General features: G+C 67.5%; 16 protein-coding genes and 1 pseudogene. 7 read left to right on the top strand and 10 right to left on the bottom strand.

From position 1 onward, the window contains the following. The first annotated feature begins 195 nt into the window (after window positions 1-195). The 5 genes and pseudogenes from ACV7NQ_RS24300 to ACV7NQ_RS24280 all read left to right on the top strand — a co-directional run bounded on the left by ACV7NQ_RS24300 (window position 196) and on the right by ACV7NQ_RS24280 (window position 4,810). Window positions 196-1,083 carry an alpha/beta hydrolase gene (locus ACV7NQ_RS24300; protein ID WP_463361747.1) on the top strand — a complete coding sequence of 296 codons (888 nt, stop codon included), beginning with the start codon at window positions 196-198 and terminating at the stop codon, window positions 1,081-1,083. 26 nt (window positions 1,084-1,109) lie between these two features. Then, entirely contained in the window at window positions 1,110-2,261 is a 1,152-nt protein-coding gene (locus ACV7NQ_RS24295; RefSeq protein ID WP_463365800.1) for a lipid-transfer protein, read from the top strand. Then, window positions 2,258-3,124, top strand: a complete 867-nt coding sequence (locus tag ACV7NQ_RS24290) for an SDR family NAD(P)-dependent oxidoreductase (RefSeq protein ID WP_463361746.1) — start codon at window positions 2,258-2,260, stop codon at window positions 3,122-3,124. The genes ACV7NQ_RS24295 and ACV7NQ_RS24290 overlap by 4 nt, the downstream gene beginning before the upstream one ends. A gap of 414 nt (window positions 3,125-3,538) precedes the next feature. Then, window positions 3,539-3,787, top strand: a pseudogene (locus ACV7NQ_RS24285) (lipase family protein); the annotation flags it as partial. 147 nt (window positions 3,788-3,934) lie between these two features. Continuing rightward, window positions 3,935-4,810 (top strand): oxidoreductase, encoded by an 876-nt coding sequence (locus tag ACV7NQ_RS24280; protein ID WP_463361745.1) that lies wholly within the window; start codon window positions 3,935-3,937, stop codon window positions 4,808-4,810. 415 nt (window positions 4,811-5,225) lie between these two features. Here the strand turns inward: ACV7NQ_RS24280 and ACV7NQ_RS24275 are convergent, their stop codons facing one another. The 5 genes from ACV7NQ_RS24275 to ACV7NQ_RS24255 all read right to left on the bottom strand — a co-directional run bounded on the left by ACV7NQ_RS24275 (window position 5,226) and on the right by ACV7NQ_RS24255 (window position 11,703). Then, window positions 5,226-6,038 (bottom strand): ABC transporter permease, encoded by an 813-nt coding sequence (locus tag ACV7NQ_RS24275; RefSeq protein WP_463365799.1) that lies wholly within the window; start codon window positions 6,036-6,038, stop codon window positions 5,226-5,228. Continuing rightward, window positions 6,035-6,853 carry an ABC transporter permease gene (locus ACV7NQ_RS24270; RefSeq protein ID WP_463361744.1) on the bottom strand — a complete coding sequence of 273 codons (819 nt, stop codon included), beginning with the start codon at window positions 6,851-6,853 and terminating at the stop codon, window positions 6,035-6,037. Before ACV7NQ_RS24270 ends, ACV7NQ_RS24275 begins: the two co-directional genes overlap by 4 nt. Beyond that, window positions 6,850-7,824 carry an ATP-binding cassette domain-containing protein gene (locus ACV7NQ_RS24265; protein ID WP_463361743.1) on the bottom strand — a complete coding sequence of 325 codons (975 nt, stop codon included), beginning with the start codon at window positions 7,822-7,824 and terminating at the stop codon, window positions 6,850-6,852. The genes ACV7NQ_RS24270 and ACV7NQ_RS24265 overlap by 4 nt, the downstream gene beginning before the upstream one ends. Then, window positions 7,821-10,931: an AMP-binding protein gene (locus tag ACV7NQ_RS24260; RefSeq protein ID WP_463361742.1), complete on the bottom strand. Its 3,111-nt coding sequence runs from the start codon at window positions 10,929-10,931 to the stop codon at window positions 7,821-7,823. Before ACV7NQ_RS24260 ends, ACV7NQ_RS24265 begins: the two co-directional genes overlap by 4 nt. 307 nt (window positions 10,932-11,238) lie before the next feature. After that, entirely contained in the window at window positions 11,239-11,703 is a 465-nt protein-coding gene (locus tag ACV7NQ_RS24255) for an AMP-binding protein (RefSeq protein ID WP_463361741.1), read from the bottom strand. 219 nt (window positions 11,704-11,922) lie between these two features. Here ACV7NQ_RS24255 and ACV7NQ_RS24250 point away from each other — a divergent pair, with 219 nt between their 5' ends. Then, window positions 11,923-12,381, top strand: coding sequence for a transcriptional regulator (locus ACV7NQ_RS24250; protein WP_463361740.1), 459 nt, complete (start codon window positions 11,923-11,925; stop codon window positions 12,379-12,381). Then, the gene (locus ACV7NQ_RS24245; RefSeq protein WP_463361739.1) at window positions 12,378-12,773 is read left to right on the top strand and encodes a DUF3817 domain-containing protein; all 396 of its coding nucleotides are present in this window, start codon (window positions 12,378-12,380) and stop codon (window positions 12,771-12,773) included. The genes ACV7NQ_RS24250 and ACV7NQ_RS24245 overlap by 4 nt, the downstream gene beginning before the upstream one ends. A gap of 109 nt (window positions 12,774-12,882) precedes the next feature. Here ACV7NQ_RS24245 and rdgB read toward each other — a convergent pair whose 3' ends face one another. The 5 genes from rdgB to ACV7NQ_RS24220 form a co-directional block, all read right to left on the bottom strand. Next, window positions 12,883-13,491 carry an RdgB/HAM1 family non-canonical purine NTP pyrophosphatase gene (rdgB, locus tag ACV7NQ_RS24240; RefSeq protein ID WP_463361738.1) on the bottom strand — a complete coding sequence of 203 codons (609 nt, stop codon included), beginning with the start codon at window positions 13,489-13,491 and terminating at the stop codon, window positions 12,883-12,885. Next, a complete protein-coding gene (gene rph, locus ACV7NQ_RS24235; protein ID WP_463361737.1) occupies window positions 13,491-14,264 on the bottom strand; it encodes a ribonuclease PH in 774 nt (257 codons plus the stop codon). Before rph ends, rdgB begins: the two co-directional genes overlap by 1 nt. 42 nt (window positions 14,265-14,306) lie before the next feature. Continuing rightward, complete coding sequence (locus ACV7NQ_RS24230) at window positions 14,307-15,071, bottom strand: cyclic nucleotide-degrading phosphodiesterase (RefSeq protein WP_463365798.1); 765 nt, start codon at window positions 15,069-15,071, stop codon at window positions 14,307-14,309. A gap of 69 nt (window positions 15,072-15,140) precedes the next feature. After that, on the bottom strand, window positions 15,141-15,710 hold the full coding sequence (locus ACV7NQ_RS24225) for a rhomboid family intramembrane serine protease (RefSeq protein ID WP_463365797.1): 570 nt from the start codon (window positions 15,708-15,710) through the stop codon (window positions 15,141-15,143). Window positions 15,711-15,994: 284 nt separating this feature from the next. Further along, window positions 15,995-16,957: a PLP-dependent cysteine synthase family protein gene (locus ACV7NQ_RS24220; protein ID WP_463361736.1), complete on the bottom strand. Its 963-nt coding sequence runs from the start codon at window positions 16,955-16,957 to the stop codon at window positions 15,995-15,997. Window positions 16,958-16,961 lie beyond the last annotated feature (4 nt).

Genomic DNA, 16,961 nt, shown 5'->3' with positions numbered 1-16,961 from the left:
GCAAGCAAACCGCCATGCGGAATGGGGGCGTCCCGAGGCACCCATGGGCCGCCGGGACGTCCGCACGCCAGTCGGCCGCGCCATGCGGCCGCCGACGTTCCACCTCCGCTTGACCGACGCTGGCGGCCCCCTCGTTCCTGCGGCCGTGCATAGGGTCCCCGCCGACGGGGCAACCCCGCCCGTAGTAGCCATAAAATGATCGGAGCAACCGTGATCACCGATGAACTCGACATCCCCGTGGCCGGCGGTACCCTTCGGGTGTGCCGTTGGCCCGGTGAGATCGGCCCCACCGTCGTGGCCGCGCACGGCATCACCGCCAACGCCCTGTCCTGGGCACCGGTGGCCGAGGCATTGGCCGGGCAGGCCACGCTCGTCGCTGCGGACCTGCGCGGCAGGGCACGCAGCGCCACGCTGCCTGGTCCCTTCGGCCTGGCACAGCATGCCGACGACCTCATCGCCGTTCTCGACAGACTCGGCCTTGACCGGGCACCGATCGTCGGGCATTCGATGGGCGCGTTCGTGGCCGCCGTCGCCGCGGTACGCCACCCTAACCGGGTCTCCTCCGTGCTGCTCGTCGACGGCGGGGTCACGCTGCAGGTTCCCGAAGGCGCCGACATCGACGCCGTCCTGCAGGCAGTCATCGGCCCAGCGATGCGACGCCTGGAGATGACCTTCGAAAGCTGGGAGGCATACCTGGACTTCTGGCGGGCTCACCCAGCGCTGACCGCAGACTGGTCGCCCGCGGCGCAGGCGTACGCCCTGCGTGACCTCGTCGGCCAGCCGCCCTCCCTGCGATCGTCCTGCTCTCTGGAGGCGGTACGCCAGGATGCCACCGACACGCTCCTCGACCAGCAGACCACCACCGCGATCCATCGCATCGGCTGCCCCGCCACCCTGCTCTGGTGCGAACGCGGCATCCTCAACGAGCCACAGGGCCTCTACGACGACGCCCGTCTCGACTCCGCCGGCGTCGACCGAACCCGCATCAACGTGGCGAAGATCAACGATGTCAACCACTACACGGTGCTGCTGTCCGCGAAGGGCGCCACCGTGGTGGCCGACCACATCGGGAGGCTCACGTGAGGCCCGTCCAGATCGCCGGGGTTGGCATGATCCCGTTTGCCAGGCCCGGGCATAGTCCGGCGTACGACGAGATGGGCCAGACCGCCGCGCAGGCCGCGATCACCGACGCCGGCATCGACTACCACCTCGTGCAGCAGGCCTATGCCGGCTACGTCTACGGCGACTCCACCTGCGGGCAGGCCGCCCTGTACGGCTTGGGCACCAGCGGAATCCCCGTGATCAACGTCAACAACAATTGCGCCACCGGAGCCAGCGCGCTGTGGCTGGCCCGCCAGGCCATCGCCACCGGTGCCGCCGAATGCGTACTGGCCCTCGGCTTCGAACAGATGACCCGCGGTGCCCTGGCCATGGCCTTCCCCGACCGCGACAGCCCGCTCACGCGAGGCGACGCCACCCGAGCCCGGCTGCAAACCGACAACGGCGTGCCGTTCGCCGTGGCCTACTTCGGTGGCGCGGGCGCCGAGCACGCCCGCCGGCACGGCACCAAGCCCGAGACCTTCGCAGCGATAGCCGTCAAAGCCCGTCGGCATGCCGCCGCGAACCCCAATGCCGTGTTCCGAGACCCGCTCACCGTCGACGAGGTCCTCGCCTCACCGCCGATGTACGGGCCGCTGACCCGGCTGCAATGCTGTCCGCCCACGTGCGGTGCGGCAGCCGCCGTGCTGTGCAGCCCCGACTTCGCCCGCCGGCATGGCATCGACACCGCCGTGACCATACGCGCCCAGTCGCTGGTCAGTGACGTGCCAGGGACGTTCGACGACACCGACATGATGCGCCTGGTCGGCTATGACATGACCCGCACTGCTGCCGACCAGGTGTATGCAGACAGCGGCGTTGACCCGGTGGACATCCCGGTCGTCGAACTGCACGACTGCTTCACCACCAACGAACTCATCAGCTACGAAGCCCTCGGACTGACCCCCGAAGGCACCGCCGAGAAGTTCATCTCCGATGCCGACAACACCTACGGCGGCCGCGTCGTCGTCAACCCTTCGGGTGGTCTGCTGGCCAAGGGCCACCCGCTCGGCGCTACCGGATTGGCCCAGTGTGCCGAATTGACCTGGCAGCTACGCGGACAGGCGGGCCCGCGCCAGGTCGGCGGCGCCCGCCTCGCCCTTGCCCACAACATCGGACTCGGCGGCGCTTGCGTCGTGACCCTCCTGGAAGGAACGCGATGAACGACCCTGCCGGCCACCACCTTTCCGACACGAGTGTTCCGGGCCGCATCCTGTCCGGTCGGGTAGCCCTGGTCACCGGCGCGGGCCGCGGCATCGGCCAGGCCATCGCAGTCAAGCTTGCCTCCCACGGCGCCCGAGTCGTCGTCAACGACCTCGATCCCGACCCGGCCGCGGAGACCGTCAACCTCATTGAGAAGGCCGGTGGACAGGCCCTCGCAGTGACAGGCAGCGTCATCGCCCCGGATTTCGCAGCCCGGTTCATCGATACCGCCGTATCGGCCTTCGACGGCCTGGACATCATCGTCAACAATGCCGGCTACACCTGGGACGCGGTCATCCAGAAGACCACCGACGAACAGTGGGCCGCAATCCTCGACGTGCACCTGACCGCCCCGTTCCGGATCCTGCGTGCCGCCCAACCGGTGATCAGGCAATACGCCGCCCGCGACCGCGCCGCCGGGCTCACGCGTCACCGCAAGGTCGTCAACATCTCCTCGATCTCGGGGTTGGCGGGAAACCCCGGCCAGTCCAACTACGCTGCGGCCAAAGCTGGGATCGTCGGCCTGACCAAAACACTTGCCAAGGAGTGGGGACGCTACGCGGTCAACGTCAACGCCGTCGCGTACGGCGTCATCGCCACGAGGCTGACGGCCGACGACGGCCCGGGCGCCATCAGCGTCGACGGGCGACAGCTCGCGGTCGGCCTCAACCCGCAGATCGCAGCTGACCTCAACCAGGCGATCCCACTCGGGCGTGTGGGCACCGTCGAGGAAGCCGCCGGTGCCGCCTACCTGCTGTGCACACCGGATTCGGACTACATCACCGGAGAGACGCTGGTCTGTGCGGGCGGGTACAGCTTCTGACCCCGCCGTCGGGCGCCACCCGGCTCGACGGCCTGGATACCCTGCTGCATTGCGGTGAAGCTCTGTGCGGTGGCCTGTGCCTCTGCTGCCTCCGGTGTGCGTCGTGTGTGGTCCTGATGGAACTCGCCAGCCCCGGGTGTCCAACATGGACTGATGGACACCCGCGCCACCACCGCTGTGAAAGCTGCGAAACGCCTTGTTCTCCCCCTTGCCAGCAGATGCTGGAAAGTCGAGGCTGGCCTCACCCTGCTCGCCGCCGGGATAATCGCTGCCGCTGCACCCGGCGACTCCGTGCGCTGCTCGCCCTCGCTTTGGCCCTGCTCGGACTGGGCTGGAACTTCGGACCGCCGTACTGCCTGCCCTCGGTGGTTGTCACGCCTTCACCGTAGCGAAGCCGGTCCGGCCGTACCGTGATCGCTCGAGACGACGGATTGTCCCGACGGCAACTGCTGCATGCCGTCCTACCAGCTGCAGATGGGCTCCATCCCGGCGACCATCACCAGTTCGACACTGGTCGCCACGCAGTTCCTCGAGGTGCAGGCCGCACTCGCGCAGGGCTGGGCCGTGGTGGTGCCGGACTATCAGGGACCCGACTCGGCCTATGCGGCAGGACCTTTGGCCGGTCGTATCACCTTGGACGGCATCCGCGCCGCCGCGGCGTTCCAGCAGGCCATCGGCAGCGGAGGCTGAGGCGCGCCCCGAGTGACCGAGGCGTTTCGGTGACACGGGGCTTCCCGTCTGGAACGCTTAGTCGTCAAACCGCCGAACGCTCTTCCCTGAGAAAGAACTACTCCGGAGTAAGGTCGGCCCATGGCGTGGAAACCGACAGAAATACCCGACCAGAGCGGGCGCACTTTCATCGTCACCGGGGCCAACGGCGGCCTCGGCGTCGAGACCACCACGGTGCTGGCGAGCAAGGGCGCCGCGGTGATCATGGCCTGCCGCAATGCGGAGAAGGCCAAGGCGATCGCCGACCGCATCGACGGCGATGTCCGCGTCGCGTCACTGGATCTCGCGGATCTGGCGTCGGTGCGCGAATTCGCCGACAGCACCGGAGAATTCGATGTGCTGATCAATAACGCCGGACTGATGAACGTTCCGTTCTCGCGCACCAAGGACGGGTTCGAAACCCAGTTCGGCGTCAACCATCTCGGCCACTTCGCGCTGACCGGGCTGCTGCTCGACCGCATCCGTGACCGGGTGATCTCCCTGTCGAGTATCGCCCACAAGCAGACGCCCAAGCTTTGGATCGATGATCTGAACTACGAGAACCGCCGCTATCGGCGCAATCTGGCCTACGCCCAGTCCAAGCTGGCGAACCTGATGTTCGCACGGGAGTTGCAGCATCGACTGGCCGAATCCGGTTCCAGCAAGCGGTCTTACGCGGTGCACCCCGGCGTCTCGGCGACCGATCTGTTCGCCAGGACCGAGACCCCGATCGACCGGATCAGCAAGCCGTTCATCCGGCTGGTCGGCCATCCCCCTGCCAAGGCGGCTCACTCCACCCTGTTCGCGGCCACCATGCCGGATGCCGACCCCGACACGTACTGGGGCCCGACCCGCTTGTTCCAAAGTCAGGGTCCGGTAGAGGCCGCACCGTCGAGCCGACTGTCGAACGACCGGGAGCTGCAGCGTCGACTCTGGGAAGAGTCCGAGCGGATGACCGGGATCGCCTACAAGTTCTGACGGCGGCACATCCGACGGCCCGTCGGCTCGGTTGCCGACTGGCCGGGCCGATCTTGGTCAGTCACACCGAGAGCACGATTTTGCCGGTGGCGCGGCCACTTTCGGTGATGTCGCGCGCCTTGGCCGCGAGCTCCGCGTGCCCTGGCGATCTGCACCGCGAGACGACCGACGCCGCCCGCCGCGGCGTGGATCAACACCCGCTGCCCGGCCCGCACATCGGCGGTGTCGACCAGCGCCTGCCAGGCGGTCAGCGCCGCCAGCGGCAGCGCCGCGGCCTCAACATGCGAGGTCCGGCGGGCTTGCGCGCCAGATGCCGCGCGGGCGAGGTCGCGTACTGCGCGCAGGCGCCCGCGGGAAGCGGCTGGCGCGGTTGCGTCATCCCAGCGAGCACACGAGATGCGCCGCGCCCCTGCGTCTATCTCCGGCTGGCGCGGCGGTACCCCACTGCCGCGGGGATGGCGAACAGGACGATCGCGCCGAGTGACCAGATGATCGTCATGGTGAGCGGTCGTGCGAGCGGGCCACCCTGGGCCAGCGCGCGCATCGCGTCGACGGCGACCGATAATGGCTGGTTGCGCACGACCGGCTGGATCCACTGCGGGTAGGCCGCCAGTGGTACGAAGCCGGTACTGAAGAACATCAGCAGCGAGGTGAGGATCGTGACGCCCTCGACGAGGGTCGCCTTCGCGGTAAAGACGGCGATGGCGGTGACGATCGTTGCGAAGGCGAGTCCGAGAAGTATTGGCAGCAAAAAGAACACCACCGCCGCGAGCACACCCCGCTCGAAGCGGAAACCGAGCAGGTAGCCGACCAGGACGACGGCGATGGTTCCGCCGATAATGCGACACCCCTCGGCGAGGATCCTGGCCGCCAACCCGGAGGCGCGATGCACGGGCAGCACCCAGAATCGGGCGAGCAGACCGGCGTCGCGTTCGCGTCCGAGCATCACGCCGCTGGCCACTGCGCCGGACAGCGCGCCGATGACGGCCACCATCGGCACCGAGCCGTAGAGCGCGTTGCCGCCGGTGAACTTCTGGATCTGACCGCCGACCACGGTGTCCAGCATGACCAGCAGCAGACACGGAATGATCAGCGTCTCCAACAGGGCGACCGGGTTGCGCGCCGAACGCAGCAGCAGGCGTTGTGTCTGCAATATGGTGTGCCGCACCAGTGCGGCGGGCGATGCCTCGGAACCGGTCACGGCGGACGAAGCAAACAGCGTCATCATGCCCTCCTCGAGCTCAGCCGGATGGCCAGCGGAACGCATACGACCAAGGTCCCGACCGCCCACAGCAGCGGCGGACCCATCACCGACCAGGTCACCTCGCCCGCATGACCTTTGGTGTCTCCGGCAAGCGCCCGCAGCGCGATCGCGTACTGCGAGATCGGCTGGTTGCGCACGAAAGGCTGTACCCAGTGCGGAAACTGGGAGGCCGGAGCCAGACCGGTCGACAGCAGGCCCAAGATCAACGGCGGCAACACCAACGCCTGGGTCACCGTTTCGGGACTCTTCGACACCATCCCGATGACATCGGCACCGAGGGTCAGGGCGATGCCGATGAGCATCGAAAAAGCTAGGAAACCGAGCGTGTGCATCGCGTCGAGCCGAAAGCGGAAGCCGATCACATAGCCGGACGCGACCGCCGCGGCCAGTGCGATGAGCAATCGAAAGATATTGCCGGACATGCGCGCCGCGACGGGCACCAGCGGGCCGATGGGCATCGCGCCGAACCGTCGGTCGAGTCCTGCGACGGAATCGGAGGCGGATCGGAATGCGGCCGAGATGGCGGTGAACGCCGTGGCCTGCAGGATCACCAGCGGCATCATGTACTGCGCGTAGCTGCTGAAGCCGTTGCCCGAGAACATCATCACGGTCTTCAACGGAATGTAGAAGCTGGCCGTGAAGGCCGCGGGCCCGTAGATCGAGGACACCACCTCGCCGGTCTTGACCGAAGGCACGATCAATCGCGAGGTGAGCACCCACCACTGCTGCACGGTGGCGGGAGTGGCGCGCGCGGGCGTCAGCCAGGTGCCCGCGGTCACGAGTCCGCCTCCCTGTCCGTCGAGGCCAGATGTCCGGTCAGCTGCAGGAATACATCGTCGAGCGAGGGCCTGCGCAGTGCGATGTCGACCAGTTCGATGCCGCCGCCGTCCAGCCGCCGCAGCACCTCCGCGAGGGTCTTGGCGCCATCGGGCGCGGGAATCGCGATGCGGTCGGATTCCAGGGTCAGCGCGCTGCGGCCGCCGTCGGGCAGCAGCGATCCGAGGGCCGACGCGATGGCGGGCAGATCCTTCAGATCCAGCGGCACCACCTCGCAATAGCTGCCACCGGTCCGGGACTTCAGTTCGTCGGCGGTGCCCTGTGCGATCACCACACCGCGGTCGATCACGAGGACGCGGTCGCAGAGTGCGTCCGCCTCCTCCAGATACTGCGTGGTGAGCAGGGTGGTGATGCCGTTCTTCTGGAAGCTCGACACCAGATCCCACACCCCCTGCCTGCTGCGCGGATCCAGGCCTGTGGTGGGCTCGTCCAGGAACACTACGTCCGGCCGGACCACGAGCCCGCAGGCGATGTCGATACGCCTGCGCATACCACACGAATAGGTGCCGACCCGGCGGCCCGCCGCGCCGACCAGATCGAATTCGGCGAGCAGTTCGTCCGCCCGCGCCTTGGCGGCGCGTTTGCGCAGCCCCATCAGCCTGCCGAACAGCACGAGATTCTCGTAGCCGCTGAGCATGTCGTCGAGCGCGGCGAACTGTCCGGTCAGCATGATGGCGCGGCGTACCGCCGCCGGATCGGCGACGACATCGTGTCCGGCGACCCGTGCCCGCCCCGTATCGGGGGCGATCAGGGTCGAGAGGATGTTCACCGTCGTCGTCTTGCCCGCGCCGTTCGGGCCGAGGATGCCGAGCACCTCGCCCTCCGCCGCCTCGAAATCAATGCCGCGCAACGCCTTTACGGCGCCGAACGATTTCTCGATGCCCTCGACGAGGACCCCACTCTCGGAACTCATCGCCTGCCTCCCAGCTGCTCGTCGAGCACGCGGGCGATGGTCGCCAGCGCGTGTGGTGCGGTCAGTTCGTCATGGGTGACGTCGACGTCGACCGTGGTGATATCGCCGGTGATGTACTGCCGCCAGCCATCCGGACCGAAGATCTCCGAGGTGTCCACCGTCGCTTGGAAATACAGCATGTCGCCGTGGTAGATCGGACGGCTGGTGAACCAGCCCACCGTACGGTCGACCGTGGCACCGGGCAGCACCTCCTCCTCCTCGCGCCCGTGGCCCTCTAGCGTGAACAGCGCGGCCGATCGCTCGCGCCAGCGGCAGACCGCCATCGCGAGCGCCGCGAGCAGCGCATCGTCCGCGCCGCAATGGAATCGTTCCGGCACCAGATCGAGCACGGCGCTTGCCACCTCGGCCGGCACGGTGGTGCGTACGTCCGCCATGGTGGCGACCACATCGACGGCCGGATCCAGGGCGCGCGCACCGATTTCGGGGTCGGGGGTAGCGAGTATCCGCTGCCACACCGGAAGTTCGTCGGCCCGGCCAGCGGCCGCCTCGATCTGACCGTGCGCCCACCGCCGCATCGATGTGCCGACCGGATCGAGCGGTCCGCCCAGCCCGGCAGTGGCCAAGTCCGGCAGCAGAATTCGCCAGGACACGCCGTCCACGACGAGGTGGTGCAGCACCAGCCACAACCTCGGATCGGCGTCCGGCGACTCGATCAGAACGACACGCACCACCACACCCGCATCGGGATCGAGCAGATCGGCGGCACGCTGCAGTGCGCGCCCGCAGGTCTCGTCCACATCCGGACCGGCCGACACGACGTCGATGAGCTGGTCGGCGTCGACCGAACCCGGTTCGCCGACCATCCATTCCCAGCCGGCATCCGATCGCCGCAAAGCACTGCGCAGCACGTCGTGGTGATCGATCAGCGCCTGCACCGCCGCGGTCAGCTGTTCCCGCTCGACTCCTGCCGGCAGCCCGATCAATACGGCCTGGCTGAACCGCTGCCACGGGTCGCCGTGCTCGAGCATGGCGTGCACGATCGGCGTGAGCTCGACCGCACCGATGCCGCCGCCGGGCAATTCCCGGACCTGATGCGCGGCCGCATCGGTGGCGACGGCAGCCAGTCCGGCAACGGTCTTGCGCTCGAACACATCTCGCGCACTGAAGGACAGTCCGGCCGCGCGGGCCCGCGACACCAGCCGGATCGACACAATGCTGTCGCCGCCGAGCGCGAAGAAGTTCTCGTCGACACCCACCGCGTCGAGCCCGAGAACCTCCGCGAACAGCGGTGCCAGCAGCTCTTCCCGAGGTGTCGACGGTGCCCGCCGCACGGAGATGCGGGTTCCGAAATCCGGTGCGGGCAGCGCCCGGCGATCCACCTTGCCGACCGGGGTGAGCGGCACGTCCTCGAGCACCATGATCACCGACGGCACCATGTGCGCCGGAAGCGACGCGCCAACAAAAGCTTTCAACTCTTCCGGATGCACCTGCACACCCGGCTTGCCGAGCACATAGGACACGAGCGCGGTGGTACTCGAGGGGGTCGTCGCGCCGATGCTGATCGAGAAATAGATATCCGGATGCCGCTGCAAGGCGGCATCCACCTCGCCGAGCTCGATCCGGAAGCCGCGCACCTTCACCTGAAAGTCGCTGCGCCCCACGTAATCCAGCTCGAGCCTGCCGTCGCGCCGCTGCCACCACACCAGATCCCCGGTGCGGTACATGCGTTCGCCCGGCGCATACGGGTTGGCGAGGAACCGGCTCGCGGTGAGGCCGTTGCGCTGGTGGTAGCCGCGCGCCACCCCCACGCCACCGAGATACAGCTCGCCGATCGTGCCGGATGCCACCGGCCGCAGCCACGGATCGAGCACCACGGCCGACGCGCCGCGCGCCAGGCTGCCGATCGATACCGGCGCGCCCGGCACCATCGGTGCGCTCAATGTGGCGGTCACGGTGGTTTCGGTGGGACCGTACCCGTTCAGCAGTGTGCGATCCGACCACTTCGCCACCAGTTCGAGCGGGCAGGCGTCACCGCCGACGATCACCGTGCGCAGGCCGGGCAGCGTCGACGGTTCGAGCGAACCCACCACGGCAGGGGTCACATTGAGATGGGTGACACCGTGGCCGCGCAGCACCTGCGCCATCTCCTCGCCCGCGTATGCCGACGGCGGGATTACCGCGACCGTGGCGCCCACCGCGAATGCCACCAACAGTTCTTCCACCGAGATGTCGAAGCTCGGCGAAACGGCATGGGCGACAACCGAATCCTGCCGAACACCGAACGCTGCACCTGATCCCGAAGCGAGGTTCGCCAGACCCCGATGCGACACCACGACGCCCTTGGGCAGACCGGTCGACCCGGAGGTATAGATGACGTACGCCGCCTGGTCCAGGAGCACCGGTGCGCCCCGCTCAGCATCGGTGATCGGGCGGCCTCGTTCGGTCCGACGGTGAACCTGATGATGATGGACTCCCGGATCCGGCTCGGTTCGGTCACCGGCCGACTGCATGTGCTCACCGACCGGGTCTTCCCTGCCCTCGATGCCCGCGTTGTAGAGGTCCATCGTGCGCTGCAGCATGGTGATCGCACCTACGCCATCGAGCACGATGTGGTGGATCCGCGAATACCAATACCAGTGGTCATCGGCGAGGCGCAGCATCTTGACCTCGCACAGCCGATCACGCAGCACATCCAACGGCGCGGTGTATTCCGCACGCATCCAGGCTTGTGCCGCCGCCTCCGGATCAGGTTCCCCGCGCAGATCGACGGTGCTGATGCAGTCGTCCAGGGCGGTGTCGATGATCTGGTACGGGGCGTCGTCGACCTCGATCATGCGCAGATAGCCGGTGCCGAACTCGCGTCCGGCCCGACGCGCCGAGGAGGCCAGTAGGTCGACGTCGACAGATCCGACGAATTCGACGTACTGGGCAATGGAGATCTGGTTGTCACCGGCAAAGTGCTGGGCGAACCAGATCCCACGTTGGGCCGCGGATAGCGCGAACGCCTCCGCGGGCAAACCGTTGCCCGCCGTGATCGGCGGGCGGGATACCTGCTGCATAGGAATTCCTGCGTGATCGTGGACCTGAGCCCGCTGGTCGAGCCGCATCCGAGCCTGCTTTGGGACGAGTGCTACTTCGGATGATTCGACCGGCCTGCACATGGCTATTTTCCCCTCGAAGGTCTCGGCGGGTGGCGTCTTCGGTATGTCTCGTGGTCTCGTCACCGGTCCGCAACGCGTTGTTGGCTTCCTCCCGAAACCGACAACTACGGCCCCACATACCCCCTCGGCCAGCGCTCCGGCGAAACTCGGCATTCCCCCAGTTCACAGCTCTGAATAACGGAACATCGACGGGAAGTGTGCCGGGCCGGATCCGGGCGCTGAACCGGATCCGGCCCGTAAGTGTCGGAGTGGATCAGGCGATTTTGATCGCGGCGCGGCGGTCCGAGTCGGTGATCGGCGCGTCGGAACCGGTCATGTAGTGCACCAGCGTCGAGCGATCGTCGAGCATGAGCCAGCCGAGCGCATCGGTGAGCTCGCGACGCACCGCCTTGGTGGTCACGCCGAGCCCGGCGCCGTGCGTGGGCGTCCCCGGAGCCACCGGCACCGCGATCGCACCGGTCTTGGCAATGGCCAAGCGGGTGACAGCGGCCTCGACCGGAGGGGTGACCGCCAGCGCGACCCGAATGCCGGGACCCGCGCCGCGGGCCAGCAGCAGCCGCGCCAAGCGGTTGGACCAGAGATCGAGCTCACCGTAGGTGAGGTCACAGTCGGCGGCGGACACGGCCACGGCCGTCGGATGGTTCCCGGCGGGCGCGGACAGTGCGCTCGGCCGCAGCTGGACAACAGTTTCGGCGGGCGATTCGATCAGCGTGGACATTGGGGCTTTCCCTCGAAAGTTTTGATCCATGGCGTCTTTGGTATGCGTTCCAATCTCGTCGCAACGGGTTGTTTCGACAGGAACCCCAGTACTGACCTCAGCCCTCCGAGGGTGGCCTTTTCTCACACCTGGGGGTGAGCGGCGCCGCCGCGCCCACCGTGGGTACCTGGTGCGGACCTGCTCCTACGTGATGCGTAGTAGACGGGTACCGTGGTAGCCGTGTCCGCTCCACCTCGCCGCTCGGCACACAATCGCCCGGCCCTCATCGCGCTGGTGATCGTTGCTGCCCTCGGCTGCCTGGCTCTTGGCTGGTGGCAGTGGCAGCGGTTCGAGTCCGCAAGCGGCACCGGCCAGAATCTGGGCTACGCGCTGCAGTGGCCGCTGTTCGCGGGGTTCGCGGTCTTCGCCTACTTCCGTTTCGTACGGCTGGAAACCGAGTCCGAAACGGACGGCGACGCGCAGCAGGCTCCGGCAACGCCGACGCGTTCGGCGAAACCCGTTGCGCCGCGCGAGATTCCGGCGGGTTTGCTGCCCGAGCGCCCGAGGGCCGTCCGAGACGACGACCCGGTACTTGCCGAGTACAACAGCTACCTCGCCGAACTGCACGCCAAAGACATCGACGAGCAAGTCCGCGCAGCGGGCCTGCACACCCGCGACACCGAACGGAGCGCCGGTTGACCACCAGCGAGAACTCGACCGAATCCACCACCGCGGCGCAGCCGCAGAGGGCAACACAGCCGAGCACGACAACTCCGGCGAAACTGAGCAAGATCAATGGAGCGCTGCAGCGCTACCGAGTACTGGCCTGGCTCACCGGCCTCTGGCTGCTGCTGCTGACTGCCGAGATCATCGCCAAGTACGGCTTCGGTGTGCACACCCCGAGCTGGATCGCGGTCGTGCACGGCTGGGTGTACTTCGTCTACCTGCTGGTCACCGCCGACCTCGCGGTCAAGGTCCGCTGGCCCGTGCTGCGCACCGTCGGCACCCTGATCGCGGGCACCATCCCGCTGCTGTCGTTCTTCGTCGAGCACGTCAACGCCAAGAAGGTCAAGGCAGACTTCAACCTCTGAGCTATCGCTACTCCGTCATCCAGGTTTTCGCCAGGGTGACGAGAGTGGCGTCATGCAAGCGACGAGATCGCTCCGTCGGCTGACCCGGATGCCGGAACGCGGGTGTCGCTCAGTCCACGAGGGCGGCCAGTGCGGGCAGCAATTGGGTCAGCGCGCGCCCGCGATGCGAAACAGCGTCCTTCTGCGCGGGCGTCAGCTGTGCGGCGGTGACATCGTCGCCGACCGGAATGAACAGCGGGTCGTACCCGAAACCGCCGTCGCCCGCGGGTTTCCGCCCGATCGTGCCGGGCCATTCGCCGCGGACCACGGTCTCGGCGCCGCTCGGCACCACCAGCGCGCACGCGGAAACGAACTGCGCACCGCGCCGTTCGTCCGGCACATCGCCGAGTTGTGCCAACAACAGTTCGTTGTTGGCGCCGTCGTCGCCATGCCGACCCGACCAGCGCGCCGACAGCACCCCGGGCATCCCGTTCAGCGCATCCACGGCAACGCCGGAATCATCTGCGACACAAGCCAATCCGGTCGCGGCGGCACCATCGCGAGCCTTGGCCAGAGCGTTCTCCTCGAACGTCGCCCCGGTCTCGGGCGCCTCGTCGTAGGCGGGCACATCGTCCAAACCGACGATCGCGATGCCCGCGATGCCGGCGTCGGCGAGGATTCGCCGCAGCTCGTTCAGCTTCTTGGAATTGCGGCTGGCAACCAGAACCCGACGCGCCATTACTTGCGCTTCGACGATTCGGTCGGCTCCGGCAGCACGCCGGGATACGGCAGTGCCAGCGCCTCTTTCTGCACCGCGAACAGCTGCTCGCAGCCTGCCAGCGCCGAGTCGAGCATCTTGTCCAGAGTGGAGCGCGGGAAGGTGGCGCCCTCGCCGGTGCCCTGGATCTCCACCAGGGTGCCGGTGTCGGTGGCAACGACGTTCATGTCGACCTCGGCGCGCGAATCCTCTTCGTAGGGCAGGTCCAAGCGGACCCGGCCGTCCACCACGCCGACGCTCACCGCGGCGATGGCGCACGAAATCGGCTGCGGGTCGGTCAGCCTGCCCGCGGCGGCGAGATAGGTGACCGCGTCCGCAAGCGCGACATACGCGCCGGTGATGGCGGCGGTCCTGGTGCCGCCGTCGGCCTGCAACACATCGCAGTCGATCGCGATCGTGTTCTCGCCGATGGCCGCTAGGTCGATGCAGGCGCGCAGCGACCGGCCGACCAGCCTGCTGATCTCCTGGGTCCGGCCACCGACCTTGCCCTTCACCGACTCTCGCCCGCTGCGGGTGTGGGTGGCCGCGGGCAACATCGCGTATTCGGCGGTCAGCCAACCGAGTCCGGAATCGCGTCGCCACGGCGGCACGCCGTCATTGACGCTCGCGGTGCACATCACCCGGGTCTGGCCGAACTCCACCAGCACTGAACCGGCTGGATGCGTGGTGAATCCACGGGTGATCCGTACCTCGCGGAGTTCATCGTCCGCCCTGCCATCGGCTCGTCTCGACACGGCCACAGCCTAGCGGGGCCGACCTGTGCGTCCGGCAACCGGTCAGATATCGAAGGTCTCCCCCGGTGCGACGGCGTGTACCGGACCGGAGAACTGCGCCTTGGCCTCCGCGATGACATCCTCGCGGGAAGTCCACGGCGGGATGTGGGTGAGCAGCAGCTCTTCGACCCCGGCTTCGGCCGCCATCATGCCCGCCTCGGTGCCCGAAAGATGAATCCCCAGAGGACGATTCGCCGGATCGTGGGTCCACGACGCCTCGGCCATCAGAATGTCGGCGCCCTGCGCGAGCTCGCGCACCGCATCGCACATCGCCGTGTCACCGGTGTAGACGAAGGTCCGCCCGGCCGCGGTGACGATGCGCAGCCCGTAGGACTCCGGCGGGTGGTACATCCGGCGCGCCGTCACGGTATGGCCTTGACCGAATTCGACCGGCTCGCCCTCGCCCCAGGAGCGGTGGTCGATCACATCGGACCAGTCGTCGCATTCGCCACCGACTTCCGCGGAGGCGTTGCCGATACGTAGCGCGCTGTCGGACGGACCGCGCACGATCGCCTTTCCCGCCGGGGGCGTCGGATGATAGCGCCGCCACACCAACAGCCCGGGCAGGTCCAGGCAGTGATCGGCGTGCAGGTGGGTCAGGAAGATATCGACCTCACCGGGATCGGCGTAGCGCTGCAGTGCGCCGAGCACACCCGGTCCGAAATCGATAACCACCGGCGTCATATCCGGCCCGGTCAGCAGGTACCCCGACGCAGGAGAATCCGGTCCGGACACACTGCCCGAGCACCCGAGGACGGTAAGGCGAATTCTCCCATGCTGCCACGACGAATTCTCGCTCAAGAAAGGATCACCCACATTTCTCGGCGGGCCGCACGATCACCGTGGCGACGCACTGACTCCGGCTCGATCCTCGCGGCGGTGTCGACGTTCATCACCAGAGAATACCCAGCCGGCAAGCACTCCACCCATCGCCCCGAAAAGATGCCCCTGCCAAGAGATTCCAGGTTGTCCAGGCAATACTCCCCACAGCGCCGACCCGTAGATCGCCAAAACGACCAGCCCGACGATGATCTGGGTGATGTTGCGGGCGAACCAGCCGCGCGAGATCAGGAACGTCAGCCAGCCGAAAACCAGTACGGACGCACCGAGATGCACCGATCCGGACGCTCCGGTGAGCCAGGTGCCGATACCGGCGACGACCCAGATGATCGCGGTCGCGGCCAGCCCACGCCCGATGCCCGCGAGCAGGGCCAGGAAGCCGAGCACCAGCACCGGCAGCGTGTTGCCGATCAGGTGCGGCCAGCCCGCGTGCAGGACCGGAGCCCACAGGATGCCCCACAGCCCGTCCGCGGTGCGCGGCTCGATGCCCGCCCGATCGAGCTGGTTGTTGTCCAGAGTGTCGACGCCTTCGATGCCGTACAGCAGCCCGACGAACCCGGCGATCATGATCCCGGCACGCACCCAGAGCTGCTTGATGGCGGCGAAGGTGTCGGACTTCTCGGGCGGGCTCGGCGCGGGTACTCGGGGCAGCGTCGCGCTCGGTGGTGTCGTACCGACCGGATTTCCCAGCTGCGCTCGCAACGCGGCAATTCGATCCGGGTCGAATGACGACCCGATTCCCGCACCACCGGTCATCGCAACCTCCTGATCGAGCAGGGAGCGGCGGGTCGCGAATAGCTACTCGCGAGCCGGTGCCCCGCTACTTCGAGGGTACCGGTGGTGCGGAAACGTCAGGCCCAGAGTTGGCCGTCCAGGCGTTCTTCGGCTTCCTCGAGGGTGCCGTCGTAGGCGCCGGTGGACAGGTATTTCCAACCGCCGTCGGCAACGACGAACGCGATATCCGCGCGACGGCCCGCCTCGACGGCCTTGCGGGCGACCCCGAGCGCCGCGTGCAGGATCGCGCCGGTCGAGATGCCCGCGAAAATGCCCTCTTCCAAGACCAATTCGCGGGTGCGCTTCACCGCGTCGAACGGGCCGACCGAGAATCGGGTGGTCAGCACCGACTCGTCGTACAGCTCCGGGATAAAGCCCTCATCGATATTGCGCAGCCCGTACACGAGTTCGCCGTAGCGCGGTTCCGCGGCGACGATCTCGATGCCTGGCACCTTCTCGCGCAGGAAACGACCGGTGCCCATCAGGGTTCCGGTGGTGCCGAGTCCGGCCACGAAATGCGTGATCTCCGGCAGGTCGGCCAGGATCTCCGGGCCGGTCGCCTCGTAATGCGCCAGCGCATTGGCCGGGTTGCCGTACTGGTAGAGCATCACCCAGTCCGGATGCTCGGCGGCGATCTGCTTGGCCTTGGCCACCGCCTGATTCGAACCACCGGCGGCCGGGGAATCGATGATCTCGGCGCCAAACATGGTCAGCAGCTGCCGCCGCTCCACCGAGGTGTTTTCCGGCATCACGCAGATCAGCCGGTAGCCCTTGAGCTTGGCCGCCATGGCCAGGGAGATCCCGGTATTACCGCTGGTCGGTTCCAGAATCGTGCAGCCAGGTGTCAGCAGGCCGTCGGCCTCGGCCTGCTCGATCATCCGCAGCGCCGGGCGGTCCTTGATGGAGCCGGTCGGATTGCGATCCTCCAGCTTGGCCCACAGCCGCACCGAGTTCTCCCCGTCCCACTGCGGGGACAGGTTTCGCAGCCCGACCAGCGGGGTATTGCCGAGCGTTGCGATCAGCGATTCATAGCGCGCCATGGTC

The organism is Nocardia sp. Tas62D01, from assembly GCF_055232035.1.
The sequence above is the reverse complement of the archived record's forward strand: the minus strand, read 5'-3'. Positions and strand labels throughout refer to the sequence as shown.

What these genes read in the sequence shown, in the direction of transcription:
- ACV7NQ_RS24290 (WP_463361746.1), top strand. Translation starts at nt 2,258, where the DNA reads ATGAACGACCCTGCCGGCCACCACCTTTCCGACACGAGTGTTCCGGGC.
- ACV7NQ_RS24225 (WP_463365797.1), bottom strand. Translation starts at nt 15,710, where the DNA reads ATGATCGCCGGGTTCGTCGGGCTGCTGTACGGCATCGAAGGCGTCGAC.
- ACV7NQ_RS24265 (WP_463361743.1), bottom strand. Translation starts at nt 7,824, where the DNA reads ATGAGTTCCGAGAGTGGGGTCCTCGTCGAGGGCATCGAGAAATCGTTC.
- ACV7NQ_RS24260 (WP_463361742.1), bottom strand. Translation starts at nt 10,931, where the DNA reads ATGCGGCTCGACCAGCGGGCTCAGGTCCACGATCACGCAGGAATTCCT.
- ACV7NQ_RS24280 (WP_463361745.1), top strand. Translation starts at nt 3,935, where the DNA reads ATGGCGTGGAAACCGACAGAAATACCCGACCAGAGCGGGCGCACTTTC.
- ACV7NQ_RS24300 (WP_463361747.1), top strand. Translation starts at nt 196, where the DNA reads ATGATCGGAGCAACCGTGATCACCGATGAACTCGACATCCCCGTGGCC.
- ACV7NQ_RS24295 (WP_463365800.1), top strand. Translation starts at nt 1,110, where the DNA reads ATGATCCCGTTTGCCAGGCCCGGGCATAGTCCGGCGTACGACGAGATG.
- rdgB (WP_463361738.1), bottom strand. Translation starts at nt 13,491, where the DNA reads ATGGCGCGTCGGGTTCTGGTTGCCAGCCGCAATTCCAAGAAGCTGAAC.
- ACV7NQ_RS24255 (WP_463361741.1), bottom strand. Translation starts at nt 11,703, where the DNA reads ATGTCCACGCTGATCGAATCGCCCGCCGAAACTGTTGTCCAGCTGCGG.
- ACV7NQ_RS24275 (WP_463365799.1), bottom strand. Translation starts at nt 6,038, where the DNA reads ATGATGACGCTGTTTGCTTCGTCCGCCGTGACCGGTTCCGAGGCATCG.
- ACV7NQ_RS24220 (WP_463361736.1), bottom strand. Translation starts at nt 16,957, where the DNA reads ATGGCGCGCTATGAATCGCTGATCGCAACGCTCGGCAATACCCCGCTG.